Origin of the sequence: Sphingopyxis soli (genome assembly GCF_018682675.1) — a bacterium.
Lineage (GTDB): Bacteria > Pseudomonadota > Alphaproteobacteria > Sphingomonadales > Sphingomonadaceae > Sphingopyxis > Sphingopyxis soli.
In genome coordinates, this window is record NZ_JAFMTR010000082.1 from 1 (window position 1) to 23,629 (window position 23,629).

A 23,629-nucleotide genomic window follows, 5' to 3' on the forward strand; every position below is an offset into this window, starting at 1 on the left:
CGGGGGCGACGTGTTTTGGGATAGGGACCTTATGCGCAAGATCGGCCTGATCGGGGGAATGAGCTGGGCATCGACCGAGCTTTATTACAGGCATCTCAACAAGGGCGTTCAAAAACGCCTCGGCACCGCCTGTTCGGCGCCGATCCTGATGGAGAGCCTGAATTATTGCGAGCTGTCGCGCATTTCGACGCCCGAACAATGGGCCCATGCGAAGGAGGTGCTGACCGCGTCGGCCAGGCGGCTGGAGGAGGCGGGGGCAACCGCGCTGATGATTGCCGCCAATTCGATGCACAAGGTCGCCGAGGATGTCGCGGCGGCGATCTCGATCCCGCTGCTTCACATCGTCGACGAGACGGGCGAAAAGATGAAGGCCGACGGCATCAAGGCTGCGGCGGTAATCGGCACGCGCAACGTGATGACCGAGCCGTGGTTCCGCCAGCGCCTCGTTCGCCACGGCCTGACCCTGGCGCCCTATGACGCGAGCCGCGCGGAAGAGATCGACCGGATCATTTACGAAGAGCTGATGCTGGGCAAGGTGAACGAAAGTTCGCGGCGCACGATGAAGACTTTCATCACCGACATCGCAAAACAGGATGTGCAGGCGATCGTGCTGGCGTGCACCGAACTGGTGATGCTGGTCGATACCGACGCCAACGTCCTGCCGATCTACGACACGACGCGTATTCATGTGGCGGCGGGGGTCGACTGGATCCTGGGGGATGCGCCCTGAAATCCAATCCTCCCCATCGCTGCGCGACAGGGAGGATCAAAGGATCAAGCGATCCGCGTCCAGGTGACGGTCTTGCAGAAGACCGCGACGCAGCCTTTCACGGTCAGCTTGTTCCCCTTCACGCGGATGTGCGCGGTATAATAGCGACCGTCCTCGGGGCTGTAGCCCGGCCCCTTCCAGCCGTCGTCGGTCGGGACAAGATCCCAGTAGATTTGCAGGCCGGTGACCTGCCGCCCGCGCTTCGCCTTGTCGGGGTTCCGCTCGTCGAGCTGCCCGCCCGCGGGCTGCTTGATCAGCAGGCGCTCGACCCGGCCGCACATCTTGGTGCCGCATGGCATCATCGCGATGATCGCCTTGCCATCGTCGGTTTTCCAGCGCCCGCTGACCGCCGCCGGTGGCGCGGCAGCCATCGACGGAACAGCGATGAAGGCTGCAAGCGCGAATCCAATTCTCAAATACAAGGCGACCACTCCCGGTTTTTATTAGCTACACCCATGTCAGCAACCCGCTTGGCATCCGTCAAGTCTTGCCGCATGGTTCCGCAAAACAAGGGAGAGACTCATGCGATTCCAACGCCTGCGCCACGCGGCGACGCTCTGTTTCGTGGCGGCTTTCGTCGCCGTTCCGGCGGCGGCAAAGACGATCAGCGTCAAGGCGGGAACGCCCGACGCCAATGAAAAGCTGCAGGAAGCGCTGATCCTCGCCGAGCCCGGCGACACGGTCGAACTGGGCGCGGGGGTCTGGAAGCTGACCGACGGGCTGTCGCTCGACGTCGACAATGTGACCGTGCGCGGCGCAGGAACGAAGGACGGCGAGGGATCGATCCTCGATTTCTCGGGCCAGCAGGGCGCGGGCGAGGGGCTGCTGGTCACCAGCGACGACGTGTTCCTGACCAATTTCGCGGTGCTCAACACCAAGGGCGACGGGATCAAGTCGAAGGGCGCGAACCGCATCGTCTATCACCAGCTTCGCGTCGAATGGACCGCGGGCCCCAAGGAAACCAACGGCGCCTATGGCGTCTATCCCGTCGAGAGCAGCGACGTGCTGATCGACAGCGTCTATGTCCGCGGCGCCTCGGATGCGGGCATCTATGTCGGCCAGTCGAAGAATATCATCGTCCGCGATTCGATCGCGACCGAGAATGTCGCCGGGATCGAAATCGAGAACAGTTTCGACGCCGATGTCCATGATAATATCGCGGCGAAGAATACGGGCGGCATTCTGGTCTTTGACCTGCCGAGCCTGCCGCAGCAGGGCGGGCACAATGTCCGGGTGTTCGAGAATATCGTCAGCGACAACAGCACGCCGAACTTCGCGCCGAAGGGCAATATCGTCGCGAGCGTCCCGACCGGCACCGGCGTGCTGGTGATGGCGAACCGCGATGTCGAGATTTTCGGCAATGTCTTCGACCAGAACGGCACCGCCAACGTCATGATCGTCGGCTATCGCTACGATCACAAGGATCCGAACTACCAGCCGCTGCCGAAGGGCATCGTCGTGCGCGGCAACCAGCATGGCAAGGCGGGTTATGCACCGGCTTTCGAGGGCGGGGCAGAGATCGCGGCGGCGCTGGGCGGGGCGATCCCGCCGGTGCTGTGGGACGGCGCGGGCGACGCGGTCGTCCTCGACGAGGTCGGGGTGCTGTCGCTGAACCTGCCCGATGCGAAGACGCCGCGCGATCAGGCGAAGCCGACGCCGGTGACGCTGAAGGGCACGCCCCCGGCGGCGCTGCCCGAGATCAAGCTGCCCGCGAGCATGGAGGCGAAGGTCCAGTGAAGCCCGTCGTCGCGGCGCTTGCTGCTGCGCTGCTTTTTGCGAGCGGTGCGGGCGGTGTCGCACCGCCGGCCGTCGATCAGGCGCTGGTCGACGGCGACACGATGCCGCCGAAGCTGTCCGCCTTCGGTCTGTTCGCGGGCAATGATCCGGCGCGTCCGGTCGCAAGCTTTGCCTATACGCTGAACACGCCGCTGTTCAGCGACTATGCCGAGAAGCATCGCTTCGTTTCGATCCCGGCGGGCAAGAAGGCCGAGGTCGCCGACGACGGCACGATCGCGTTTCCGGTGGGCACAGTGATCGTCAAGAGCTTTGGCTGGCCCGACCAAAATGGCGGCCGCCCGGTCGAGACGCGGCTGCTCATCCACCGTGCGAAGGGCTGGGTCGCGTTGCCTTATATCTGGGACGCCGATGGCCGGGACGCGTCGCTCGCGATCGCAGGGCGGCGCGTGCCGGTGAATTTCGAGAGCCCCGGCGGCGGCGCCCACCGCATCCAGTACGGCGTGCCGAACAAGAATCAGTGCAAGGAATGCCACAGCCGCGCGGGCGCGATAGTGCCGATCGGTCCGAAGGCGCGCAACCTCGTCCTCCCCGCGACGATGAGCGCAGATGCAAAACGGCGCTGGTTCGACCGGCCCGAAGCGCTCAAGCCGGCCATGCCGCGCTGGGACGATCCGGCAAGCGGCAGTTTGCAGGACCGCGCGCGCGCCTATCTCGACGTCAATTGCGCGCATTGCCACAATCCCGAGGGCAGCGCATCGAACAGCGGGCTGTTCCTGCGCTGGACCGATCCGGTGAATGTCAACTACGGGATCGGCAAGCGCCCGACCGCGGCGGGGCGCGGCAGCGGCGGGATGGATTTTGCGATCGCGCCGGGCGAGCCCGACCGCAGCTTCCTCATCTATCGCCTCGAAAGCACCGAGCCGGGGATCGCGATGCCCGAGCTCGGCCGCTCGACGGTCCATAAGGAAGGCGCGGCACTGCTGCGGCAATGGATTGCGGAGATGCCAAAAGCATCGCATTAGACGGCGCCATGACCAGCCTCGTCCTCCACGATTATTTCCGCTCCTCGGCCAGCTTTCGCGTCCGCATCGCGATGAACCTGAAAGCGCTCGCCTATGAGCGCGTCGAGGTCAGCCTGATCGCGGGTGAACAACGGAGCGATAGCTATCTGGAGCAGAATGCACAGGGCTTCGTGCCGATGCTGGTGGTCGAAGGCGAGCCGATCATCCAGAGCATGGCGATCATCGACTGGCTCGACCGCGCCTTTCCTGAGCCGCGGCTGATCCCCGACGATCCGATGCCGCGCGCCGTCGCGCTGGCGCGGGCGCAGGTGATCGCGAGCGACATTCATCCGCTCAACAACCTTCGCGTCCTTAAATATCTGACGAGGGATCTGGGGCTCAACGAGCAGACCAAGGACCGCTGGATCGCGACCTGGATCGCACAGGGGTTCGAGGCGCTCGAGGCGATGGCGGGCGACGGGCGCTATCTTGGCGGCGATGCGCCGGGGATCGCCGACTGCTGTCTCGTGCCGCAGATGTACAATGCGCGGCGCTTCGAGGTGCCGCTGGACGAATATCCGCGGCTGGTGGAGATCGATGCGGCGTGCATGAAACTGGACGCGTTCCAAAAGGCGCATCCCGACGCGGTGAAGCCCGCGTGATACGGTTGCTCGCGGGGGCTGCGCTGCTGGCGATGCCGGCGGCGGCGATGGCGCAGGAGGTCGACGAGCAATATATCGTCGTTCCCACACGGCAGGTTCCTCGGCAGGAAATTGTCGTAGTAGGGGGCGGGATGCTACAGGAATCCGACAGCGACCGCGTCCAGTCTTCGACGATTCTGCTCGACGTCGACGCCGGTCTGGGCGCCCGCGTCGAAAACCGCCTGCGCGACGAAGCCGGTCTAGTCCAGTTCCGCCGCTCCGACGGTCGCAGCGCGCATCCCACCAGCCAGGGCATCACACTCCGTGGCCTTGGCGGCAACGCGTCGAGCCGCGCGCTGGTCACGCTCGACGGCGTGCCGCAGGCCGACCCGTTCGGCGGCTGGGTCGCCTGGTCCGCCTATGACGCGATCAACCTCGGCGGCGCGATCATCACGCGCGGGGGAGGCAGTGGGGTCGACGGGCCCGGCGCGCTTGCGGGGACGGTCGGGCTCTATTCGACGATGACCGATGGCGTCGAGGCGACCGCGGCCTATGGCGGCCGTGATAGCTGGGACGTGTCGGCGTCGGTTGGCGGCGAACTGGGCAGCGGACAGGTGGCGGTAGATGGCCGCTACAGCCTCGGCGACGGCTTCATTCCGATCGCAAAGGGCCAGCGCGGCAGCGTCGATCGCGCTGCGCCGTACGAACAGGGCGGGCTGGGCCTCCGCCTGCGCTTCGATGCGGGCGACGACAGCCGGATCGAGGCGAGCGTGCGCGGCTTTTCGGACCGGCGCGAGCGCGGTACCAATTTCACGCAGAGCAAGTTCGACGGCGTCGACGCGAGCGTTCGCTTCGTTCACGATCCCTATGGCGCGACGCAGTGGCTCGCGCTCGCCTATGTTCAGCTTCGCGATTTCGAGAGCGGTTTTGCGAGCGTCGCGGCGGGACGGAACAGCGTCGCGCCCGCGCTCTTTCAGCGCGTGCCCGCGACCGGGCTCGGCGCGCGCGTCGAACTGCGTCCGGCGATCGGCGGTGACAATCCGCTGCGCGTCGGGGCAGACTGGCGCCGCACCACCGGGCGCACCGAGGAGGATTTCTTCTTTACCGGCATCGTCCCCGGACGCCACCGCATCGCCGGAGGCAGCAGTGACACGATTGGCGCCTTCGCCGAATGGACGTCGGGTCAGGCGAGCGACGCTCTGCTGTTCACGATCAGCGGCCGGGTCGATCGCTGGTGGCTTGGCGAAGGATACCGGCTCGAACGCAATATCGGCGGGTCGGTCATCACCAACCTGCGTTTCGCGTCGCGACAGGGCTGGGAAGGCAGCGGCCGCGCGGGTGTCCGCTGGACGTCGGACGCATTCGCGCTGCGCGCCGCGGGGTATCGCGGTTGGCGCCTGCCGACGCTCAACGAACTTTACCGGCCCTTCCGCGTCGGCGCCGAGGTGACGACCGCGAACGAGGCGCTGGAACCCGAGCGCCTTTGGGGCGGTGAAGTGGGCGCCGATTGGGAGCGGGGCGCGACGAAGCTGTCGGTGACGCTGTTCGCCAACCATCTGTCGAACGCAATCGCCAATGTCACGCTGGCGCCCAATCTCAACCAGCGCCGGAATCTCGATGCGATCGACAGCAAGGGTATCGAGGCGAGCGCCGAGCAGCGCGTCGGCCCGGCGACGCTTCGCGCGACCTATGCCTTCACCGATGCCAAGGTCGACGCATCGGGCGCGGCGGCGGCGCTCGACGGGCGGCGTCCGGCGCAGATCGCGAAACATGGCGGCAGCGTCTCGCTGCGCAGCAATGGCAACGGCCCCGTCGGCGGCTTCGCGACGCTGCGCTATATCGGCAAGCAGAACGAAGACGATCTCGGCTTGCTGCGGCTGGGCGACGCGCTAACGCTCGACGCCGGGGTGTCGTGGCGCCTCACCGACGCGATCAGCATCGAGGCGCGGGGGGAAAATATCACGAACGAACTGGTGCCCGCCGCGATCTCGTCGGCGGGGATCGTCGAACGCGCGACGCCGAGGACGTTGTGGATCGGCGGCCGCGTCACATTCTGACCTTCACAGGCCCGAAACTGGCGGTAGGATGTACGAGCCGGGGAAACGGCATTTTGGGGGTTTGCAAGGCATGGCCGCGAAGAAGCTGAATCTCGACGATTTCCTGCCCTATCGTCTGTCCGTCGCTTCCAACGCCCTGTCGAGCCGGATCGCCGCCGAATATCAGAACCGGTTCGGGCTGAAGATCCCCGAATGGCGGCTGATGGCGGTGCTGGGCGAGGGCGTGCCGCGCACCCAGCGCGAGCTGGTCGCGATCACCCATATGGACAAGGTGACGGTCAATCGCGCCGCGAAGGCGCTCGCCGACCGCCAACTCATCGCGCGGCAGGCGCACGCGGTCGACGGACGCTCGCACCATCTCGAGCTGACCCAGACGGGGCGCTCGCTCTATGACGCGATTGTCCCGGCGGCGCTGGCGGCAGAGGAAAAGCTCGAATCGGCGCTGACCCGCGACGAGCGCGCGACGCTGATGAAAATTCTCGTCAAGCTGCTCGCGACCGCCGAAAATTATGCCTGATCGCGCCTATCGCGCCGCGCCCGCCGACGCGCTGCGCGTCGAGGCGCTCGGCGACCTGACCGCGATCTTCGACCGCCGGTCGATGCAGACACATCTCGTGATCGCGCCGATGCCCGAAATATTGGCGGCGATGGGAGGCGACGCGTGCGGAGCCGATGCGATCGCTGCCCGGCTTGCCGGCGAATTCGATCTCGATGGCGAGGGGGATGTCGCCGCCATCGTCGCCGACCGGCTCGCCGAGCTTGCCGCGATGGGGTTGGTGGCGGAAGCGTGAGGCACAGCGCGCGAATCCAGGTCGGCCCCGTCCGGTTCCGGATCGGCAGCGACTGGCGCGCGCCCATCGCGGCGATCGAGGCCTTGTATGCCGACTATCCGCGCGACGATGCGCGGCCCGCCGACGCGACGGTGCGCCTGTTCGCGGCGCGGCCGTGGCGGCGCTGGCTGCGCCCATCGGTGCATATCGGCGGCGACTTCGTCGTCCCCGACGCGCTGCCGCTGCCGCTCGCAATGGGGCTGCTCGCGGCGGAAATGGGGATGAACCTGCAGGTGGCGCTCGGCTGGCGGCGACATTTGCTGCTCCATGCGAGCGCGGTCGCAAGGGACGGGCGCGCCGTGATCCTGTCGGGCGAGTCCGGATCGGGGAAGTCGACGCTCGCCGCATTGCTCGGCGAGGGCGACTGGCGGCTGATGGGCGACGAATTCACGCTGATCGATCCCGCGAGCGGCGATGCGCTGGCCTTCCCCCGCGTGGTCAGCCTGAAGAACGAAGCGATTGCCGAGATGACGGCGCGCGTCGATGCGGCGCGGATGGGGCCGCTGCTCGTTGGCACGCCGAAGGGTGACATTCGCCACCTGGTTCCGCGCGCCGACGCGATCGCGGCGATGCACGTGCCGGCACGCCCGGCGTTGATCCTCTTCCCGCGCTTCGGCGGCGAAGCGGCGATCGAGCCGATGGGCGAAGGCGAAGCCTTCGTTCGCCTGACCGAAGCGTCGACCAACTATACCGCGCTCGGAGAGGCGGGCTTCGCGGCGCTGGCGCGGCTGGTGCGCGGGACGCCCGCTTTCGGTATCTCCTATCCCGACAGCGCGACCGGCATGGCGCTGGTCGAGCGGCTTTGGGCGGAGACGGCACGGTGAGCGCGGTCCGCACGCTTGTCGATCTGCTGGCCGGGCGGGCCGATGCGGCGACGCTGGCGCCGCGCGACTGGGACGGCGTGATCAGCGTCGCGCGCGCCGAGGCGATGCTGGCGACGCTGGCGCACCATCTGCGCGATACCGGTCTGCCGCCCGCGGTCGCGGCTCTGTTTGCCGACCAGCGCGCCGCCGCCAGGGTCGCGCAGGCGCAGGCGCTGTGGGAAGTGGAAATGGCGCGCCGCGCGCTGGCGCCGCAGGGAATCGAATTCGTGTTGCTGAAGGGCGCGGCCTATGCCGCCGCCGGGCTGTCGTGCAGCGAAGGCCGCCAGATCGGCGACCTCGACATCCTCGTCCAGGCGCTCGACGTCCGCCGGGCCGAGAATGCGCTGCTCAACGCCGGCTGGGAGTGGGTGAAGTCGGACCCCTATGACGATTTCTATTACCGCGAACATATGCACGAGCTGCCGCCGCTGATTCACTCGGTGCGCGACCGGATGATCGACGTTCATCACACGATCCTGCCGCTTACCCACCGCAAGACGCCCGACGCGCTGGCGCTGGTCGGCGATGCCGTCGCCACTGTCGATGGCTATGCGGTGCTCTGTCCCGAAGATATGGCTGTGCATTGCGCCGCGCATATGATCGCCGACGGTGACCTGCAGGGCGGCCTGCGCAACCTTTGGGATTTCCATTGCCTGACGCGCGATTTCGCCTCGGCCGATCCCGGCTATTGGGGCAAGCTCGACGGGCGCGCCGCGATGCACGGGCTGCGCGGCGCGGCGCACCGCTCGGCGCGGCTGGCGCGGGACATTTATGGCGCGGTGCTGCCGCCGGGGTGGGACCGTCACGATCCCGCCGACCTGTGGTTCCGGCGGCGCCTGCTCGCGCGCGACGATTGGGGCCGCCAGACCGATTTCCTGCTGCAGCAAGCGTTCTACATTCGCTCGCACTGGATGCGGATGCCGCCGCTCATGCTGGCGAAGCATCTGTGGACCAAATGGCGCAAGGGTCACAATCCCGCGAGCAGGGGAACCAGTTCGTCATAATGATCGATCACATGATCGGCGCCGAAGTCCGCGGCGGGCCGGTCGAGGAAGCCGAAGCCGACGAGGATGCTCGGTACGCCGGCGGCTTTTGCAGCCATGACGTCATAGATGCTGTCGCCGACGAACGCCGTCCGTCCGCCGTCGCTTTGCTCGATCATGGCGTGGATGGGGCCGGGCGAGGGCTTGCGGACGCCGAGCGTGTCGCCGCCGACGATCGCGCTCATCCGGTCGGCGAGGCCGAATTCCGCAAGCAGCTGGCGCGCCAGCCCTTCGGCCTTGTTCGTGGCGACCGCGGTCCGGACCCCGAGCGCGTCCAGCCGGTCGAGCGCGTCGATCAGGCCGGGGAAGGGGCGGCTGCGCACCGCGATATGCTGGCCATAATAGCGGAGCAACTCGGGATAGAGCCGCTCGACCACGCCTTCGGAAACGCCGCCGGTCGCGGCGAGGCCCTGTTCGAGCATATGCCTGGCCCCCAGCCCGATCATCGGCCGCACCTCGGCCTCGCTCAGCGGCGCGCGGTCGAGCAGAGCCAGGGCATGGTTCACCGCCGCGGTCAGATCGCCCGCGGTATCGACCAGCGTGCCGTCGAGGTCGAAGCCGACGATGCGGAAGGGAAAGTCCATGCGCAAACCTCTCTTTCCGTTCGTGTCGAGCGAAGTCGAGACACCCAACGATCGAGCGCGCCTTCACGGCATCTCGACTTCGCTCGATGCGAACGGGATTTGGATAATCGCATGGCGCGATGTGCTGGAAACCGCAATGATTTGCTGGCATGGGACGCGGCATGACTAATCCCATCGCCGCCATCATCCTTGCTGCGGGCAAGGGCACCCGCATGAAGTCCGACCTCCACAAGGTGCTGCACCCGATCGCGGGGCGGCCCATGCTGCTGCACCTGATGGCGGCGGTCGATGCGCTGGCGCCTGCGAAGAAGGTGGTCGTCGTCGGCGACAAGGCCGACCAGATCGAGGCGGCGCTGAAAGGCAGCGCCGATCTGGCGGTGCAGGAACCGCAGCTTGGCACCGGTCACGCGGTGCAGCAGGCGGAAAGCGCGCTCGCCGGTTTCGACGGCGACGTGCTCATCCTCTATGGCGACGTGCCCTTCGTGCCCACCGCGACGATGCAGGCGATGATCGACCGCCTGGGCGCCGCCGATGCGCCCGCGGTTGTGGTGCTGGCGTTCGAGCCCGACGATGCATTGCAATATGGCCGCGTCATCACCGATGGCGACCGCGTCGTGAAGATGGTCGAGCATAAGGATGCGACCGACGCCGAGCGCGCCGTCCGGCTGTGCAATTCGGGCCTGATGGCGGCGAAGGCGCGCGACCTGTTCGCGCTGCTCGCGCGCGTCACCGACGACAATGCGGCGAAGGAATTTTATCTCGTCGACATCGTGAACATCGCGAACGCCGACGGACGCCATTGCGCGGTGGTCAGGACCGACCCGTCCGACGTTGCGGGGATCAACAGCCGCGCCGAACTTGCCGCCGCCGAGGCGCAGTGGCAGGCGTTCAGGCGCGACGAGGCGATGGCGGGTGGCGCGTCGCTGAAGGCGCCCGAAACCGTCTGGTTCTCGTGGGATACGGAGATCGGCCGCGATGTGACGATCGAACCGAATGTCTTCTTCGGTCCCGGTACGAAGGTCGCCGATGGGGTCACGATCCGCGGCTTCAGCCATATCGAGGGGGCGACCATCGGTGTCGGCTGCGAAGTCGGCCCCTTTGCGCGCCTCCGTCCGGGAACGATTCTTGGCGAAAAGGCCAAGATCGGCAATTTCGTCGAGGTGAAGAAGACTACCCTCGGGAAGGGCGCCAAGGCGAACCATCTTACTTACCTCGGCGATGCGACCATCGGCGCAGGGGCGAACATCGGCGCGGGGACGATCACCTGCAACTATGATGGCTATTTCAAATATCGGACCGAGATCGGCGAGAATGCCTTCATCGGATCGAACAGCGCGCTCGTCGCGCCGGTGAAGATCGGCCGCGATGCGATCGTCGCGGCGGGCAGCACGGTGACGCGCGACGTGATGGACGGCGAACTCCGCCTCGTGCGCGCCGAACAGTCGGTCAAGCCGGGCTGGGCGGACCGCTTTCACGATGCGATGCGCAAGAAGAAGGCGGCGGAGAAGAAATAGGCCGATGCCCGCGCCGACGCTGACGACCGCGCGCCTTATGCTGCGCCAACTGCGCGAGGATGATGCGGCCGCATTGTTTCCGGTGCTGTCCGATCCCGAGGTAATGGTCTGGTGGTCGAGCGGACCGCATCGCTCGCTTCAGGAAACCGCCGACTATCTGGTGTTCAACGCTGCCGAAGGACAGGGCCATATCTGCTGGGCGATCACGGCGGGCGACGATGTCGCGCTCGGCTGGGTGATCCTGATCGATCGCAAGCCTGACGTGAAGGAAGTCGGCTATATCCTGCATCGCGGCCAATGGGGCAAAGGCATTGCGCGCGAAGCGGTGGCGCGGGTGGTCGACTATGGGTTTGGCGAGCTGAAGCTGCGCCGCATCTTTGCCGATACCGACCCCGAAAATCCCGGATCGATCGGGCTGCTCGAACGGCTGGGGTTCCAGCGCGAAGGCCGGCTGCGCGGCGAGTGGGAAACGCATATCGGCGTGCGCGATTCGCTGATCTTTGGCCTGCTGCGCGATGAATGGCGTGAGCGGGCCGGGTCTGAAAATACGGAGACGACATGAGCGACCGGTACGACGACAAACCCTTTTTGCGTTATGTCGACGCGTGGGTGCTCGATGCAATCGGGCATCTCGACGAGCCGACCCGCGCCTATTGTGCGGCGATGGAGCCGACGATGCGCCAGAGCCTGGGGCTGACGGGCAGCTGGGTGCAAATGGTCGCGGAGCAGATGAAATTCGGACCCGATTTGCCCGCGCAGGTCCGCAAGATCTGGGAAGAGGGCAAGCTACGCTTCGAGCAGGGCAACGGCCGCCCCGCCGATCCGGTGCAATTTGCCATGACCTTCGTCGATAGGAATTTCGGACGGGCTTGATTTGATATCATGATATGATATCAGAGTAGCATGCGCTTTCTCGCGGACATTCCCGATTCCGACGTCGAATGGCTCGACGCCCTCGCGGCGGGGCAGGGCGTTTCGCGCGCCGAGCTGGTGCGCCGCGCGGTCGCCGCCTATCGCGCCGACGTGTCGGGTGACGCGATCGACAATGCGTTCGGTATCTGGAAAGACCGCGACGATATCGGCGACGGCCTCAAATATCAGCGCCGCCTGCGGGGCAAGCGCGAATGATCGACGCGCAGTTCGACTCCGATATCCTGATCGACGCGCTGAACGGCGTCGAGGCGGCGCGCAATGAAATCCGCCGCGCGGGGCGCAAGAGCGTCAGCCGCGTGAGCTGGACCGAGGTGATGTCGGCGGCCGATCCGCAATCGGTCAAGGCGGTCGAATCCTTTCTCGGCTGTTTCCAGGTCGAGGAGATCGGCGACGCGGTTGCACGTCGCGCTGCGGCCCTCCGCGCCGAACGCAAGGGCTTGACCCTTGCCGACGCTTTCGTACTGGCGACGGCGCAGATCAGCGGGCGCATACTCGTCACCCGCAATATCAAGGTGTTTCCGGCGTCGATGCCGGGTATTCGCATTCCCTACACGCTCTAGAAGAAAGCTTAGCCCCCATGTGCGGAATCATCGGAATCATCGGCAAGGACCAGGTCGCGGACCGGCTGGTCGATGGCCTCAAGCGCATGGAATATCGCGGCTATGATTCGGCGGGCGTGTGCACGGTCGAGGGCGGCCAGCTGATCCGTCGCCGCGCCGAGGGGAAGCTCGGCAATCTCGTCAAGGAACTCGCGGGCAATCCGGCGCCCGGCACGGTCGGCATCGCCCACACGCGCTGGGCGACGCACGGCGCGCCGACGACGAGCAACGCGCACCCGCACGCGACGGGTGAAGTCGCGCTCGTCCACAACGGCATCATCGAGAATTTCAAGCCGCTGCGCGAAGCGCTGCAGGCACGCGGACGCAAATTCGAGAGCGAGACCGACACCGAGGTCGTTGCGCATCTTGTCAGCGAGCAGGTCGAGGCGGGCCTGTCGCCGCAGGACGCGGTGAAGGCCGTGCTGCCGCAGCTTCGCGGCGCCTTCGCGCTCGCGATTGCGTTTCGCCAGCACCCCGACCTGCTCATCGGTGCGCGGCTCGGATCGCCGCTCGTCGTCGGCTATGGCGAGGGCGAGACCTATCTCGGCAGCGACGCGCTCGCGCTCGCGCCGCTGACGCAGAAGATCGCCTATCTCGACGAGGGCGACTGGGTCGTCATCACCCGCGATGGCGCGCAGATCTACGACGCTGCGAACAACCCTGTGACCCGCGAGATCACGACCAGCGGCGTGACCGCCGCGGCGGTCGAAAAGGGCAATTACCGCCATTTCATGCAGAAGGAGATTTTCGAGCAGCCGACCGTGGTCGCGCAGACGCTTTCCTCCTACATCCGCCCGCTCGAACAGACCGTCGCATTGCCGCAGATGGATTTCGATCTCAGCAAGATCGAGCGCATCACCATCGTCGCTTGCGGCACCAGCTTCTACGCGGGCATGGTCGCGAAATATTGGTTCGAGACCTTCGCGCGCGTCCCCGTCGACATCGATGTCGCGTCCGAGTTCCGCTACCGCGATCCGGTGCTCCAGCCCGGCGGGCTCGCGCTCTTCATCTCGCAGTCGGGCGAGACCGCCGACACGCTCGCGGCGCTCCGCCATTGCAAGGCGAACGGCCAGACGATCGCGGTCGTCGTCAACGTGCCGACGAGCAGCATGGCGCGCGAGGCTGACCTGCTGCTGCCGACGCACGCGGGGCCGGAGATCGGGGTTGCATCGACCAAGGCCTTCACCTGCCAGCTCGCGGTACTCGCCGCGCTCGCGGCGCATCTTGCGCTCAAGAAGGGCAAGCTCAGCGCCGCTGAAGAGCATGAGATCGTCAAGCATCTGGTCGAAGCCCCCGCCGCATTGAACGCGGCGCTGGCGCATGACGAGGATATCGCGAAGATGGCGCATTTGGTCGCGCCGGCGCGCGACGTATTATATCTGGGCCGCGGCCCCGACTATCCGCTCGCGCTCGAAGGCGCGCTGAAACTCAAGGAAATCTCGTACATCCACGCCGAAGGCTATGCGTCGGGCGAGATGAAGCACGGCCCGATCGCGCTGATCGACGAGGCGGTCCCGGTGATCGTCCTCGCGCCGAGCGGGCCGCTGTTCGAAAAGACCGTCAGCAACATGCAGGAAGTCATGGCGCGCGGCGGCAAGGTCGTGCTGATTTCGGACGCCGAGGGCCTCGCCGAAGCCGGCGACGGCTGCATGGCGACGATCGAAATGCCCAAGGTCCACCCTCTGATCGCGCCGCTGGTCTATGCGGTGCCGGTGCAATTGCTGGCGTATCATGTCGCGGTGGCGAAGGGCACGGATGTGGATCAGCCGCGCAATCTGGCGAAGTCGGTGACGGTGGAGTGAACTGGACCACAACCTGCCACTGCGGCGCCGTGTCGGTTCGCCTCGCCAAGGCGCCCGAGGAGGTTGCCGAGTGCAATTGCTCGCTCTGTTTTTCGCACGGCATCCTCTGGGCCTATTACTCGCCGCGCGATGTCACGATTGAAGGCCCGACGCAGACCTATAACCGCGCCGATCGGCCGAACCCCAATTCGGACCTGCATTTCTGCGCCACCTGCGGCTGTTCGACGCACTGGTCGGCCACGCAAGGGCTGATCGAGCGCATGGGCGGTGCGGTCGACCTGATGGGCGTCAACATGCGCCTGTTCGCGCCCGAACAACTCAGCGGGATCAGGCTCAGTTTCCCGGACGGCCGCCATTGGTCGGGCGAGGGAGATTGGGGTTATGCGCGCGCCGCCGGGGTTATGCCCTGAACCCTATCCGTCCCGCCGCCATCATCTTCGACTTCGACGGCGTGATCGCCGACAGCGAGGTGCGCGCGAACCAGTCGCTCTCCGAAAGCCTGACCGCGGCGGGAATGCCGACGACCTATGACGAAGCCTTGCGCGACTATTACGGCCATAATTGGCAGGAAACGCAGCGGCGGATCGAGGCGCGCTTCGGCCGCGCGCTGCCTGCCGATTTTCGCGAGACGCACCGGGCACGGGCGCGGGCGCGGTTCATGGAGGGGTTCGACGCCGTTCCCGGCGCGCCGGCCTTTCTCGACAAGCTGGGGTCGATGCCGCGCGCGATCGCCTCGTCCAGCCGCGCCGAATATATCGACTGGGCGCTCGGCCTGTTCGGCCTCCGCCACCATTTCGGCGACCATATCTATAGCGCCGACGGCTGGGCCCGCGGCAAGCCGCATCCCGACATCTATCTGGCGGCGGCGAAGGGGATCGGGATCGATCCCGCCGACTGCCTGGCAATCGAGGATTCGCCGACCGGTGCGCGGGCGGCGCTGGCGGCGGGGATGACCGTCGTGGGCTTTTGCGGCGCAGGGCACATCGTCGACCGCGCGGCGCATGGCGAGATATTGCGCGGTGTCGGCGTGCATCATGTGGCGCATAGTTACGACGAGATTTTGCTCAAAGCTTGATAGCTCTCCCTTCGTCATTCCCGCGAAAGCGGGAACCCAGCGAGCAACAGGTGCAACCGGGTTCGCGCTTTCGCGGGAATGACGAAGGGGGCAGGGCAGATGCGCTGCATCGGGCCTTTCCTATTATTTACCGCCGTGCTTAGCTGCCTCTGTAACCATCGCCCTCATCGGTGCGATTTGCGAGTGAAGTTGCGCAGTTTTCGGCGCCTTCGGCCGAATTGCAGCCATTGGCGTTCTGGCGCGTATCGGGGGCGGGAAGAGGAGAGAGCGTATGTGCAATGACACCACCGAAGCCGATCTCGACCGCGCGGGGCTGCCCGTAAACCGCCGGAGCTTCGGCGCGCTCGTCGGCGCGGGCGCGCTGGCGTCGATGCTGCCGGTGTCGGCGGGCGCGGCGGGACCGGTGAAGGGTCGCGACGTCAATATCCGCACCGCCGACGGCACCGCCGACGCCTATTTCGTCGCGCCTGCCGAGGGCAAGCATCCGGGCGTGCTCGTCTGGCCCGACATTCGCGGCCTTCGCCCCGCCTTCCGCCAGATGGCCGACCGGCTGGCCGGCGAGGGCTATGCGGTGCTGACCGTGAACCCCTTTTATCGCTGGCAGAAGTCGCCGGTGGTCGATGCCGCCAACGACTTCAACGTGCCCGCGGTGCGCGACAAGCTGTTCGGCTATCTGAAACAGCTCGACAAGACGCTCGTTACGACCGACGCGACCGCGCACCTCGCCTTTCTCGACGCGCAGAAGGAAGTCGATACGAAGCGGCGGATCGGGACCACCGGCTATTGCATGGGCGGCGCGATGACGATCTACACCGCCGCGCTGAAGCCCGATCGCGTCGGGGCGGCGGCGAGCTTTCATGGCGGCGGGGTCGCGACCGACAAGCCCGACAGCCCGCACCTGCTGATCGGCGACACCAACGCGGGCTATCTGTTCGCTATCGCCGACAATGACGACAAGCAGGACCCCGAAGAGAAGGACCGGCTGAAGGCCGTGCTCGATCCGCGCAAGCAATGGCACGAGGTCGAAGTCTATGAGGGCGCAATGCACGGCTGGTGCCCGCCCGACGGCCGCGCGTACAACGAGGCGGCGGCCGAAAAGGCGTGGGCGCGGATGCTCGAACTGTTCAAGGCCGAGCTCGCCTGACGCCGCCGATGACGCGATGAAGGTTCATTTCATCCGGTCGGGCGAGCGGCGCTATGCGATGCGGATCGATCGCGCGTCGGCGCCGACCCTGGTGATGGATCCCGCGCCGGGTTTCGATCCCGACTTGCCGCACGACATGGTGCATTTCGTCGTCGAAGCGCTTCTCGGGTTGGAAGGCGGCGTGTTCGGGCAGATTGCCGCGGGCGGGGATGCCGGGTCCTTTCATATCGGCGGCCCCGACGGCGCCGATGCGAGGGCCCATCGCCGTGCGGCCCGCAAGCAGGCAGCGAAGGGTAAAGCGCTGATGACGGGGCAGGGGCGCGACGGCGAGTTGTCGGAACGCGCCGCTTTCCTGTTCGACATCGGCTGGCGCCGCCGGACGCGCCCGGACCGCGCCCCTCAACGGGCGGCGGACGACGAGGCTGCGCGTGTGCGCGCAACGCTCAGCAGCGGCGAGCGGGCGCGGATCGACACTGTCCGGGCGGATGTGTTCGCCGCCTTCGACGCGGTATCGAAGGAATGGCGAGAGTTGGCCCCCGGCGAGGCGCTCGTCCTCGAATGGCCGACACTCTGCCGGATCGATCAGCCCATCGGGTAGAGGATGTCCTTGCCGACCTTGTGCAGCGCCTTCAGCAGGTCGTCGCTCAGCACCAGATCCTTCGCCGCGAGGATCGGGTCGACCTGATCATAGGCGCTGACGCCGACGATCGTCGAGGCGACGAAGTCGTGCTGCTTCGACCAGGCGGTCGCCATCGTCACCGGATGCAGGCCATGTTCTTCGGCGATCGCAAGATAGCGTCCGGTCGCCGCGAGGCTCTTGTCGTTGACGAAGCGGCGGCCCATCGCAGCCTGCCGCCCTTCCATGCCGAGATAGCGCGAGAAGCGCGCGCCTTCGGGCCGGGCGCCGTTCTGATATTTGCCCGACAACACCCCGCCGGCGAGCGGCGAATAGGGGATCAGGCTGACGCCCTCCCGCCGACAGACCTGCGCCAGCTCGTCCTCGAAGCGGCGGTTGTTGAGGCTGAAATTATTCTGGATCGTATGGTAGCGCTGGACGCCGAGGCGTTCGGACGCGGCGAGCGACTTCATCAGGCCCCAACTCGTCTCGTTCGAACAGCCGAGGACGCGCACCTTGCCCTCGCGGACCAGTTCGTCGAGCGCGTCCATGATCTCGTCATAGGGCGCGTCATGGTCGGGCCAGTGCGTCTGGTAGAGGTCGACATAGTCGGTCTGGAGACGCGTCAGGCTCGCTTCGATTGCGGTGCGGATATTGTGACGGTCGAGCGCGGTCATTCCGCCGCGGCACGGCGACTTGAACCAGACGTGGCTGGGTCCCGAAACCTTCGTCGCAAGGATGATCGCGTCGCGGTTCTTGGTCTTGAGCCAGCGGCCGACGATTTCCTCGGTGCGGCCTACCCATTTCGTGTCGGGCGGCACCGGATAGCCCTCGGCGGTGTCGTAGAAATTGATCCCCTCGTCGAAGCAGCGGTCGAGAATGCGGAAGGCTTCGGCCTCGTCGGTCTGGCTGCCGAAGGTCATCGTCCCCATGCAGATGTCCGAGACGTGGATGGCGCTTTTTCCGAGGCGGCGGCTTTGCATGGCTCTCTTCTCCTGTGAGGGGAGCGCCGTCTTTAGGTTGCATCCAGCAACCTGGCAATCGGATCAGACAAGAAGCGCGAGCGATCCGACCAGCAGGGCCGCCATCGTCCAGTTGAAGGCGCGCAGTCGGGCGGGGCTCGACAGCCAGCCGCGCAGCGACATGCCCATCACCGCCCACAGGCTGGTCGAGGGGAGGTTGATGATGCCGAAGACGACCGCGACGAGCAGCACCGCCGCAAAATTGCGGTTCGGGGCGTAGAGCGCGATCGCGGTCAGCGCCATCGACCACGCTTTGGGGTTCACCCACTGGAACATCACCGCCTGGAAGAAGCTCATCGGCTTGCCGCGCGGGCTCTCGCCGTCGCCAGGCGCGCCGGCGTTGGCGATCTTCCATGCGAGCCAGAGCAGATAGACGACGCTCACCACCTTGAGGACAAGGTTGAGCACCGGAAAAAGGTCGAACAGGCCCATAAGGCCGACGCCGACGAGGACGATCATCAGCGTAAAGCCGATGCCGACGCCGAGGGCGTGCGGCACGGTGCGGCGCAAGCCGAAATTGGCGCCCGAGGCCATCAGCATCATATTGTTCGGCCCCGGCGTGATCGACGAGACGAGCGCGAAGGCGGCGAGCGCGGCGAGAGCGGTCTGGTTCATACGGCGCAACATAATGCGTTTCGATCCGCGACGGGTTGCAAAGATGCGAAGCGATCAGTTATATTCTGCAATCTATGGTCAAGATAGACGCCATTGGCCGCAAGATATTGCACGAATTGTCCGGCGACGGGCGAATCTCTAACCTGGAACTTGCCGAGCGCGTCGGGCTGTCGCCCTCGGCCTGCCTGCGCCGCGTGCAGGAACTCGAGCGCAGCGGCGTCATCAAGGGCTATCGCGCGGTGATCGACCCGGCGAAGCTCGGGCTGACGTTCGTCGCTTATGTGACGATCGGCCTGTCGTCGCACACGAAGAAGTCGCAGAATGACTTCGAGGCGGCGATGGCGCTCGCTCCCGAAGTGCGCGAGTGCCACAATCTCACCGGCGCGATCGAATATCTGCTGCGGGTCGAGACCGAAGATCTGGCATCTTACAAGCATTTCCACACCGAGGTGCTCGGCGTGCTGCCGCAGGTGCATTCGATCACCACTTATGTACTAATGGAATCGCCCAAGGACGAGCGGGCGTAGATTTTCTTCTGCCTGCCCGCGATGCGCTGTGGTTGAACCCGATGCCCGGCAACCGCATATCGGCCCGCATGACGAAACTGTCCTTCCTCGACCTTGTGCCCGTTACCGATACCGGCACCATCTCCCAGTCGCTCGCCAACGCCGCCGACCTCGCGAAGCACGCCGAGGCGCTGGGGTACGAGCGCTATTGGGTTGCCGAACATCACGGGATGGCGGGGATCGCGAGCGCCGCGACCTCGGTCGTGCTGGCGCATATCGGGCAGGCGACATCGAGCATCCGCATCGGCGCGGGCGGCATCATGCTGCCCAACCATGCGCCGATGGTGATCGCCGAACAGTTCGGCACCTTGGAGGCGCTATTCCCCGGCCGCGTCGATCTGGGTCTCGGGCGGGCGCCGGGTTCGGACGGCGTCGTCGCCCGCGCGCTGCGCCGTAACCTTGCCAGCGACGAGCGCCAGTTTCCGCAGGACGTCGTCGAGTTGCAGGCGTTCCTTGCCGGCGACGAACGGCTGGGCATCCGCGCGGTGCCGGGGGAGGGGACAAAGGTGCCGCTCTGGATACTCGGGTCGAGCCTGTTCGGCGCACAGCTCGCGGCGATGCTGGGTCTGCCCTACGCCTTCGCCAGTCACTTTGCGCCCGACGCGCTCGACGAAGCGCTCGACATCTATCGCCGCCAGTTCAAACCCTCGGAGCAGCTTGCCGAACCCTATGCTGCCGCGGCGTTCAACGTCTTTGCCGCCGACACGTGCGAGGAAGCCGAACTGCTCGCGTCGTCGCAGCAGCAGGCGTTCGTCGCGCTGCGCACCGGCAATCCCGGCAAGATGAAGCCGCCGCTCGAAGGCTATAAGGACAGCCTGCCGCCGAATGCGCGCGCGATCCTCGACCATGTGCTGCAATGTTCGGCGGTCGGAACGGTCGACGATGTCGCTTCGGGTCTCAGGGCGTTCAAGGCGCGGACCGGCGTCGACGAGATCATCGTCGCGTCGTCGATGTACGACCATGCCGCGCGCAAACATTCGGTCGCGCTCGCGATGGAGGCTGCGAAGTCGCTCTGACGCTCGTGTTGACGCGGCTCCGGCCGCGGCAGTATAGGGGCGGTCCCACCAAGGGCGGCCCGTCGGGGTCGCCTTTTTACTTTTGTCTTTGTTGAAAGGTGTAGCCCATGTCGATCACGCCGCTGATGCCCGTTTACCCCCGGTGCGGTGTGCGTCCGGTGCGAGGCGAAGGCGCCTATCTGATCGGCGAGCGCGGCGAGCGCTATCTGGACTTCGCGAGCGGCATCGCGGTCAATCTGCTTGGCCATGGCCATCCGCATCTGACCAAGGCGATCCAGGATCAGGCCGCGACTCTGATGCATGTGTCGAACCTTTACGGCAGCCCGCAGGGCGAAGCATTTGCGCAGCGCCTCGTCGACAATACGTTCGCGGACACCGTCTTCTTCACCAACTCGGGCGCCGAGGCGGTCGAGTGCGCGATCAAGACGGCGCGCGCCTATCATTCGAGCGCCGGCAATGCAGAGAAGCACACGCTGATCACCTTCAACAACGCGTTCCACGGCCGGACGCTCGGCACGATCTCGGCGACCAATCAGGAAAAGCTGCGCAAGGGTTTCGATCCGCTGCTGCCCGGTTTCGCCTATGCGCCGTTCGACGACCTCAATGCGGCGCTCGACCTCGTCGACGACAACACCGCGGGCTTCCTCGTCGAGCCGGTGCAGGGCGAGGGCGGCATCCGTCCGGCGTCGCAGCCCTTCCTGCAAGGCCTGCGCGACATCTGCAACGAACGCGACCTCGTGCTGGTGTTCGACGAAGTCCAGTGCGGCGTCGCGCGCACCGGCACGCTCTATGCCTATGAACAATATGGCGTCACCCCCGACATCATGGCGACCGCCAAGGGTATCGGCGGCGGCTTCCCGCTCGGCGCGTGCCTTGCGACCGAAAAGGCGGCGCGCGGGATGGTGATCGGCACGCATGGTTCGACCTATGGCGGCAATCCGCTCGCAATGGCGGCGGGGCAGGCGGTGTTCGACGTCATTCTGGAGGAAGGTTTTCTCGACCAGGTCAAGGCGACCGGCGAACGCCTGCGCGGTGCGCTGGAACAGCTCATCCCCAACCATGACGATCTGTTCGAAAGCACCCGCGGCCTCGGCCTTATGCTCGGTCTCAAGCTCAAGAGCGACAGCCGCGCCTTCGTCGCGCACCTGCGCGACAATCACGGGCTGCTGACCGTCGCGGCGGGCGAGAATGTCGTGCGCGTGCTGCCGCCGCTCAACATCGAACAGGCGCATATCGACGAATTCATCGAGAAACTGTCGGCGGGGGCGGCGAGCTATACGCCGCCCGAAGCGTAAATGCCGAACTTCCTCAACCTGACCGACGCGGGCGGGGATGCGGTCGCGGCGATGCTCGCCGACGCGATCGATCGCAAGGCGGCGCGCGCGGGTTGGCCGAAGGCGAAACCCGACGCCGACGCCCCGCTCGCCGACCATGTGCTGGCGATGGTGTTCGAGAAGAACTCGACGCGCACCCGATGCTCGTTCGACATCGCGATCCGCCAATTGGGCGGCGTGCCGATGATCCTCGACGCCGGAACGACCCAGCTCGGCCGCGGTGAGACGATCGCCGACACCGCGCGGGTGCTGTCGCGCTATGCCGATGCGATCATGATCCGTACCGATCACCACGAAAAGGTCGAAGAGCTGGCGCACTTCGCCAGCGTCCCGGTCATCAACGGCCTCACCGACCTGTCGCATCCGTGCCAGATCGTCGCCGACCTGCTGACGATCGTCGAGAGCGGGAAGGCGCTGCCGGGGCTCGAACTCGCATGGCTCGGCGATGGCAATAACGTGCTCGCCTCGCTGATCGAGGCGGCGGGGCTGTTCGGCTTCAACGTTCGCGCGGGCGTGCCGCAGGGCTATGAACCCGATGCCGGCTTCGTCGACGCGGCGCGCGCAAGGGGCGCGCGCATCGACATCGTGCGCGACGCGCGCGAAGCGGTCGCGGGCGCCGATCTGGTCGTCACCGACACCTGGGTATCGATGGGGCAGGATCACGCGCACAACAAGCTCGCGGCGATGGCGCCCTATCAGGTCGACGAGCGGCTGATGGGTGCGGCGAAGGGCGATGCGCTGTTTCTCCACTGTCTGCCGGCGCATCGGGGCGAGGAAGTGGTCGACGCGGTGATCGACGGCCAACAGTCGCGCGTCTGGGACGAGGCCGAAAACCGTGTCCACGCGCAAAAATCGGTGCTGCTTTGGGCACTCGGCAAGTTATGAGCGAGATTATCGAAACCTGGTTCGACCAGCCGTTGCTGTTCACGATCAGCGAGCGCCATGTTCGCGGCCGCCTCGTGCGTCTCGGGCCCGCGCTAAACACGATTATCGCCGCGCATAACTATCCGCCGGTCGCCGAAAAGCTGCTTGCCGAGGCGCTCGCATTGACCGTGCTGCTGGGCTCGACGCTCAAGGACGAGGGGAGCCAGCTTACGTTGCAGGCGCAGACCGGCGGCGGGCCGATCGAACTGCTTGTCTGCGACTATCGCGGCGGCGAACTGCGCGGTTATCTGAAATTCGATGCCGAGCGACTGGTCGGCGTCGGCGCCGATCCGACGCTGTTTGCGCTGTTCGGCGAAGGATTCCTGGCGATCACCTTTGACCAGGCGGCGACCGGCGAGCGCTATCAGGGCATCGTGCCGCTCGAAGGATCGTCGATCGGCGACGCCGCAGAGCATTATTTCGAGCAGTCCGAACAGATTCCGAGCCTGATCAAGCTGGCGGCGCGGCACGATGCCGAGGCGGGCTGCCTTGCCGGCGGCCTGCTGCTCCAGCACCTGCCCGAGGGCGAAGTCGGACGCGACCGCCTGCATGTGCGGCACGATCACCCCGAGTGGGAACATGCCAAGACCATCGCCGCGACGCTGAAGGACGAAGAACTCACCGACCCGGCAACCTCGCTCGAGACGCTGGCATGGCGGCTCTTTCACGAGGACGAGGTTCGCGTCCAACCGGGCGTGACCGTATCGCGCGGCTGCCGGTGCAGCATCGACTATTTTGCCGGCGTGCTCTCGAAATTTCCCGAAGGCGAACGCCGCGAGATGGCTGACGACGACGGGCTGGTGCAGGTCGATTGCGCCTTTTGCTCGCGCGTCTTTCCGGTTTCTCTCGGCGAAATCGCGGCGCACGATTGAGCGTTTCACCCCCCTTGAGTTCACAAACGAAGTGCAACACCTCACACAGGTGATGCCATGTCGAGATACCGT

28 protein-coding genes are annotated in these 23,629 nt (G+C 66.1%); 24 read left to right on the forward strand and 4 right to left on the reverse strand.

Translation table 11 applies throughout. The features are described from left to right. Positions 1-31: 31 nt before the first annotated feature. The gene (locus J1N50_RS12940; RefSeq protein WP_215354173.1) at positions 32-730 is read left to right on the forward strand and encodes an aspartate/glutamate racemase family protein; all 699 of its coding nucleotides are present in this window, start codon (positions 32-34) and stop codon (positions 728-730) included. A 44-nt stretch (positions 731-774) separates the two neighbouring features. Here the strand turns inward: J1N50_RS12940 and J1N50_RS12945 are convergent, their stop codons facing one another. Continuing rightward, complete coding sequence (locus J1N50_RS12945; RefSeq protein WP_215354124.1) at positions 775-1,140, reverse strand: DUF2147 domain-containing protein; 366 nt, start codon at positions 1,138-1,140, stop codon at positions 775-777. A 151-nt stretch (positions 1,141-1,291) separates the two neighbouring features. On the opposite strand from J1N50_RS12945, the gene J1N50_RS12950 reads away from it, so the two are divergent. From J1N50_RS12950 to J1N50_RS12985, 8 genes are all read left to right on the forward strand, one after another. Continuing rightward, the gene (locus J1N50_RS12950) at positions 1,292-2,506 is read left to right on the forward strand and encodes a parallel beta-helix domain-containing protein (protein WP_215354126.1); all 1,215 of its coding nucleotides are present in this window, start codon (positions 1,292-1,294) and stop codon (positions 2,504-2,506) included. Beyond that, positions 2,503-3,528, forward strand: coding sequence for an SO2930 family diheme c-type cytochrome (locus J1N50_RS12955; protein WP_215354128.1), 1,026 nt, complete (start codon positions 2,503-2,505; stop codon positions 3,526-3,528). The genes J1N50_RS12950 and J1N50_RS12955 overlap by 4 nt, the downstream gene beginning before the upstream one ends. 8 nt (positions 3,529-3,536) lie before the next feature. Beyond that, positions 3,537-4,169: a maleylacetoacetate isomerase gene (gene maiA / locus J1N50_RS12960; protein WP_215354130.1), complete on the forward strand. Its 633-nt coding sequence runs from the start codon at positions 3,537-3,539 to the stop codon at positions 4,167-4,169. After that, entirely contained in the window at positions 4,166-6,205 is a 2,040-nt protein-coding gene (locus J1N50_RS12965) for a TonB-dependent receptor (protein ID WP_215354132.1), read from the forward strand. The genes maiA and J1N50_RS12965 overlap by 4 nt, the downstream gene beginning before the upstream one ends. Positions 6,206-6,275: 70 nt before the next feature. After that, positions 6,276-6,722: a MarR family winged helix-turn-helix transcriptional regulator gene (locus J1N50_RS12970; RefSeq protein ID WP_215354134.1), complete on the forward strand. Its 447-nt coding sequence runs from the start codon at positions 6,276-6,278 to the stop codon at positions 6,720-6,722. Then, positions 6,715-6,996, forward strand: a complete 282-nt coding sequence (locus tag J1N50_RS12975; RefSeq protein ID WP_215354136.1) for an HPr-rel-A system PqqD family peptide chaperone — start codon at positions 6,715-6,717, stop codon at positions 6,994-6,996. Before J1N50_RS12970 ends, J1N50_RS12975 begins: the two co-directional genes overlap by 8 nt. After that, on the forward strand, positions 6,993-7,859 hold the full coding sequence (locus J1N50_RS12980; RefSeq protein ID WP_215354138.1) for an HprK-related kinase A: 867 nt from the start codon (positions 6,993-6,995) through the stop codon (positions 7,857-7,859). The genes J1N50_RS12975 and J1N50_RS12980 overlap by 4 nt, the downstream gene beginning before the upstream one ends. After that, positions 7,856-8,902 carry a nucleotidyltransferase domain-containing protein gene (locus J1N50_RS12985; protein WP_215354140.1) on the forward strand — a complete coding sequence of 349 codons (1,047 nt, stop codon included), beginning with the start codon at positions 7,856-7,858 and terminating at the stop codon, positions 8,900-8,902. The genes J1N50_RS12980 and J1N50_RS12985 overlap by 4 nt, the downstream gene beginning before the upstream one ends. On the opposite strand, the gene J1N50_RS12990 is transcribed toward J1N50_RS12985, so the two are convergent. Then, a complete protein-coding gene (locus tag J1N50_RS12990) occupies positions 8,866-9,525 on the reverse strand; it encodes an HAD-IA family hydrolase (protein WP_215354142.1) in 660 nt (219 codons plus the stop codon). The two genes, J1N50_RS12985 and J1N50_RS12990, sit on opposite strands and share 37 nt — an antisense overlap. Before the next feature lie 161 nt (positions 9,526-9,686). Here J1N50_RS12990 and glmU point away from each other — a divergent pair, with 161 nt between their 5' ends. The 10 genes from glmU to J1N50_RS13040 all read left to right on the forward strand — a co-directional run bounded on the left by glmU (position 9,687) and on the right by J1N50_RS13040 (position 17,190). Further along, complete coding sequence (gene glmU, locus J1N50_RS12995; protein WP_246553473.1) at positions 9,687-11,039, forward strand: bifunctional UDP-N-acetylglucosamine diphosphorylase/glucosamine-1-phosphate N-acetyltransferase GlmU; 1,353 nt, start codon at positions 9,687-9,689, stop codon at positions 11,037-11,039. Between the two features lie 4 nt (positions 11,040-11,043). Next, positions 11,044-11,601, forward strand: coding sequence for a GNAT family N-acetyltransferase (locus J1N50_RS13000; RefSeq protein ID WP_215354146.1), 558 nt, complete (start codon positions 11,044-11,046; stop codon positions 11,599-11,601). Next, positions 11,598-11,912: a hypothetical protein gene (locus J1N50_RS13005; RefSeq protein ID WP_215354148.1), complete on the forward strand. Its 315-nt coding sequence runs from the start codon at positions 11,598-11,600 to the stop codon at positions 11,910-11,912. Before J1N50_RS13000 ends, J1N50_RS13005 begins: the two co-directional genes overlap by 4 nt. 30 nt (positions 11,913-11,942) lie before the next feature. Beyond that, on the forward strand, positions 11,943-12,167 hold the full coding sequence (locus tag J1N50_RS13010) for a ribbon-helix-helix domain-containing protein (RefSeq protein ID WP_215354150.1): 225 nt from the start codon (positions 11,943-11,945) through the stop codon (positions 12,165-12,167). Further along, positions 12,164-12,532 (forward strand): PIN domain-containing protein, encoded by a 369-nt coding sequence (locus J1N50_RS13015; RefSeq protein WP_215354152.1) that lies wholly within the window; start codon positions 12,164-12,166, stop codon positions 12,530-12,532. The genes J1N50_RS13010 and J1N50_RS13015 overlap by 4 nt, the downstream gene beginning before the upstream one ends. 17 nt (positions 12,533-12,549) lie before the next feature. Further along, complete coding sequence (gene glmS, locus J1N50_RS13020; RefSeq protein WP_215354154.1) at positions 12,550-14,373, forward strand: glutamine--fructose-6-phosphate transaminase (isomerizing); 1,824 nt, start codon at positions 12,550-12,552, stop codon at positions 14,371-14,373. Beyond that, positions 14,370-14,783, forward strand: coding sequence for a GFA family protein (locus J1N50_RS13025; RefSeq protein WP_215354156.1), 414 nt, complete (start codon positions 14,370-14,372; stop codon positions 14,781-14,783). The genes glmS and J1N50_RS13025 overlap by 4 nt, the downstream gene beginning before the upstream one ends. After that, positions 14,747-15,448 carry an HAD family hydrolase gene (locus tag J1N50_RS13030; RefSeq protein WP_246553475.1) on the forward strand — a complete coding sequence of 234 codons (702 nt, stop codon included), beginning with the start codon at positions 14,747-14,749 and terminating at the stop codon, positions 15,446-15,448. Before J1N50_RS13025 ends, J1N50_RS13030 begins: the two co-directional genes overlap by 37 nt. A gap of 271 nt (positions 15,449-15,719) precedes the next feature. After that, positions 15,720-16,592, forward strand: a complete 873-nt coding sequence (locus J1N50_RS13035; protein ID WP_215354160.1) for a dienelactone hydrolase family protein — start codon at positions 15,720-15,722, stop codon at positions 16,590-16,592. 16 nt (positions 16,593-16,608) lie between these two features. After that, on the forward strand, positions 16,609-17,190 hold the full coding sequence (locus J1N50_RS13040) for a hypothetical protein (RefSeq protein WP_215354161.1): 582 nt from the start codon (positions 16,609-16,611) through the stop codon (positions 17,188-17,190). Here J1N50_RS13040 and J1N50_RS13045 read toward each other — a convergent pair. Both J1N50_RS13045 and J1N50_RS13050 read right to left on the reverse strand, forming a co-directional pair. Then, positions 17,175-18,191, reverse strand: a complete 1,017-nt coding sequence (locus J1N50_RS13045; protein ID WP_215354162.1) for an aldo/keto reductase — start codon at positions 18,189-18,191, stop codon at positions 17,175-17,177. The genes J1N50_RS13040 and J1N50_RS13045 overlap by 16 nt on opposite strands. A 63-nt stretch (positions 18,192-18,254) precedes the next feature. Further along, on the reverse strand, positions 18,255-18,845 hold the full coding sequence (locus J1N50_RS13050; RefSeq protein ID WP_215354163.1) for a LysE family translocator: 591 nt from the start codon (positions 18,843-18,845) through the stop codon (positions 18,255-18,257). Positions 18,846-18,919: 74 nt separating this feature from the next. Between J1N50_RS13050 and J1N50_RS13055 the strand changes: the two genes are divergently transcribed. The 5 genes from J1N50_RS13055 to hslO all read left to right on the forward strand — a co-directional run bounded on the left by J1N50_RS13055 (position 18,920) and on the right by hslO (position 23,557). Beyond that, positions 18,920-19,372, forward strand: a complete 453-nt coding sequence (locus tag J1N50_RS13055; RefSeq protein WP_215354164.1) for an Lrp/AsnC family transcriptional regulator — start codon at positions 18,920-18,922, stop codon at positions 19,370-19,372. 68 nt (positions 19,373-19,440) lie between these two features. After that, complete coding sequence (locus tag J1N50_RS13060; RefSeq protein ID WP_215354166.1) at positions 19,441-20,427, forward strand: LLM class flavin-dependent oxidoreductase; 987 nt, start codon at positions 19,441-19,443, stop codon at positions 20,425-20,427. Between the two features lie 107 nt (positions 20,428-20,534). Beyond that, positions 20,535-21,722, forward strand: coding sequence for an aspartate aminotransferase family protein (locus J1N50_RS13065; RefSeq protein ID WP_215354167.1), 1,188 nt, complete (start codon positions 20,535-20,537; stop codon positions 21,720-21,722). Further along, positions 21,723-22,646, forward strand: coding sequence for an ornithine carbamoyltransferase (gene argF, locus J1N50_RS13070; protein WP_215354169.1), 924 nt, complete (start codon positions 21,723-21,725; stop codon positions 22,644-22,646). After that, positions 22,643-23,557, forward strand: a complete 915-nt coding sequence (gene hslO / locus J1N50_RS13075; protein ID WP_215354171.1) for an Hsp33 family molecular chaperone HslO — start codon at positions 22,643-22,645, stop codon at positions 23,555-23,557. Before argF ends, hslO begins: the two co-directional genes overlap by 4 nt. Positions 23,558-23,629: the final 72 nt, after the last annotated feature.

Bases quoted from the DNA above. Each gene is read 5' to 3' on its own strand.
- J1N50_RS12950 (WP_215354126.1), top strand. From the start codon at position 1,292: ATGCGATTCCAACGCCTGCGCCACGCGGCGACGCTCTGTTTCGTGGCG.
- J1N50_RS12945 (WP_215354124.1), bottom strand. From the start codon at position 1,140: ATGGCTGCCGCGCCACCGGCGGCGGTCAGCGGGCGCTGGAAAACCGAC.
- glmU (WP_246553473.1), top strand. From the start codon at position 9,687: ATGACTAATCCCATCGCCGCCATCATCCTTGCTGCGGGCAAGGGCACC.
- J1N50_RS13050 (WP_215354163.1), bottom strand. From the start codon at position 18,845: ATGAACCAGACCGCTCTCGCCGCGCTCGCCGCCTTCGCGCTCGTCTCG.
- J1N50_RS13055 (WP_215354164.1), top strand. From the start codon at position 18,920: ATGGTCAAGATAGACGCCATTGGCCGCAAGATATTGCACGAATTGTCC.
- J1N50_RS12975 (WP_215354136.1), top strand. From the start codon at position 6,715: ATGCCTGATCGCGCCTATCGCGCCGCGCCCGCCGACGCGCTGCGCGTC.
- J1N50_RS12940 (WP_215354173.1), top strand. From the start codon at position 32: ATGCGCAAGATCGGCCTGATCGGGGGAATGAGCTGGGCATCGACCGAG.
- glmS (WP_215354154.1), top strand. From the start codon at position 12,550: ATGTGCGGAATCATCGGAATCATCGGCAAGGACCAGGTCGCGGACCGG.
- hslO (WP_215354171.1), top strand. From the start codon at position 22,643: ATGAGCGAGATTATCGAAACCTGGTTCGACCAGCCGTTGCTGTTCACG.
- J1N50_RS13060 (WP_215354166.1), top strand. From the start codon at position 19,441: ATGACGAAACTGTCCTTCCTCGACCTTGTGCCCGTTACCGATACCGGC.
- J1N50_RS13005 (WP_215354148.1), top strand. From the start codon at position 11,598: ATGAGCGACCGGTACGACGACAAACCCTTTTTGCGTTATGTCGACGCG.
- J1N50_RS13065 (WP_215354167.1), top strand. From the start codon at position 20,535: ATGTCGATCACGCCGCTGATGCCCGTTTACCCCCGGTGCGGTGTGCGT.
- J1N50_RS13035 (WP_215354160.1), top strand. From the start codon at position 15,720: ATGTGCAATGACACCACCGAAGCCGATCTCGACCGCGCGGGGCTGCCC.
- J1N50_RS12990 (WP_215354142.1), bottom strand. From the start codon at position 9,525: ATGGACTTTCCCTTCCGCATCGTCGGCTTCGACCTCGACGGCACGCTG.
- J1N50_RS13000 (WP_215354146.1), top strand. From the start codon at position 11,044: ATGCCCGCGCCGACGCTGACGACCGCGCGCCTTATGCTGCGCCAACTG.
- J1N50_RS13040 (WP_215354161.1), top strand. From the start codon at position 16,609: ATGAAGGTTCATTTCATCCGGTCGGGCGAGCGGCGCTATGCGATGCGG.
- J1N50_RS12970 (WP_215354134.1), top strand. From the start codon at position 6,276: ATGGCCGCGAAGAAGCTGAATCTCGACGATTTCCTGCCCTATCGTCTG.
- maiA (WP_215354130.1), top strand. From the start codon at position 3,537: ATGACCAGCCTCGTCCTCCACGATTATTTCCGCTCCTCGGCCAGCTTT.
- argF (WP_215354169.1), top strand. From the start codon at position 21,723: ATGCCGAACTTCCTCAACCTGACCGACGCGGGCGGGGATGCGGTCGCG.
- J1N50_RS13010 (WP_215354150.1), top strand. From the start codon at position 11,943: ATGCGCTTTCTCGCGGACATTCCCGATTCCGACGTCGAATGGCTCGAC.
- J1N50_RS13045 (WP_215354162.1), bottom strand. From the start codon at position 18,191: ATGCAAAGCCGCCGCCTCGGAAAAAGCGCCATCCACGTCTCGGACATC.
- J1N50_RS13015 (WP_215354152.1), top strand. From the start codon at position 12,164: ATGATCGACGCGCAGTTCGACTCCGATATCCTGATCGACGCGCTGAAC.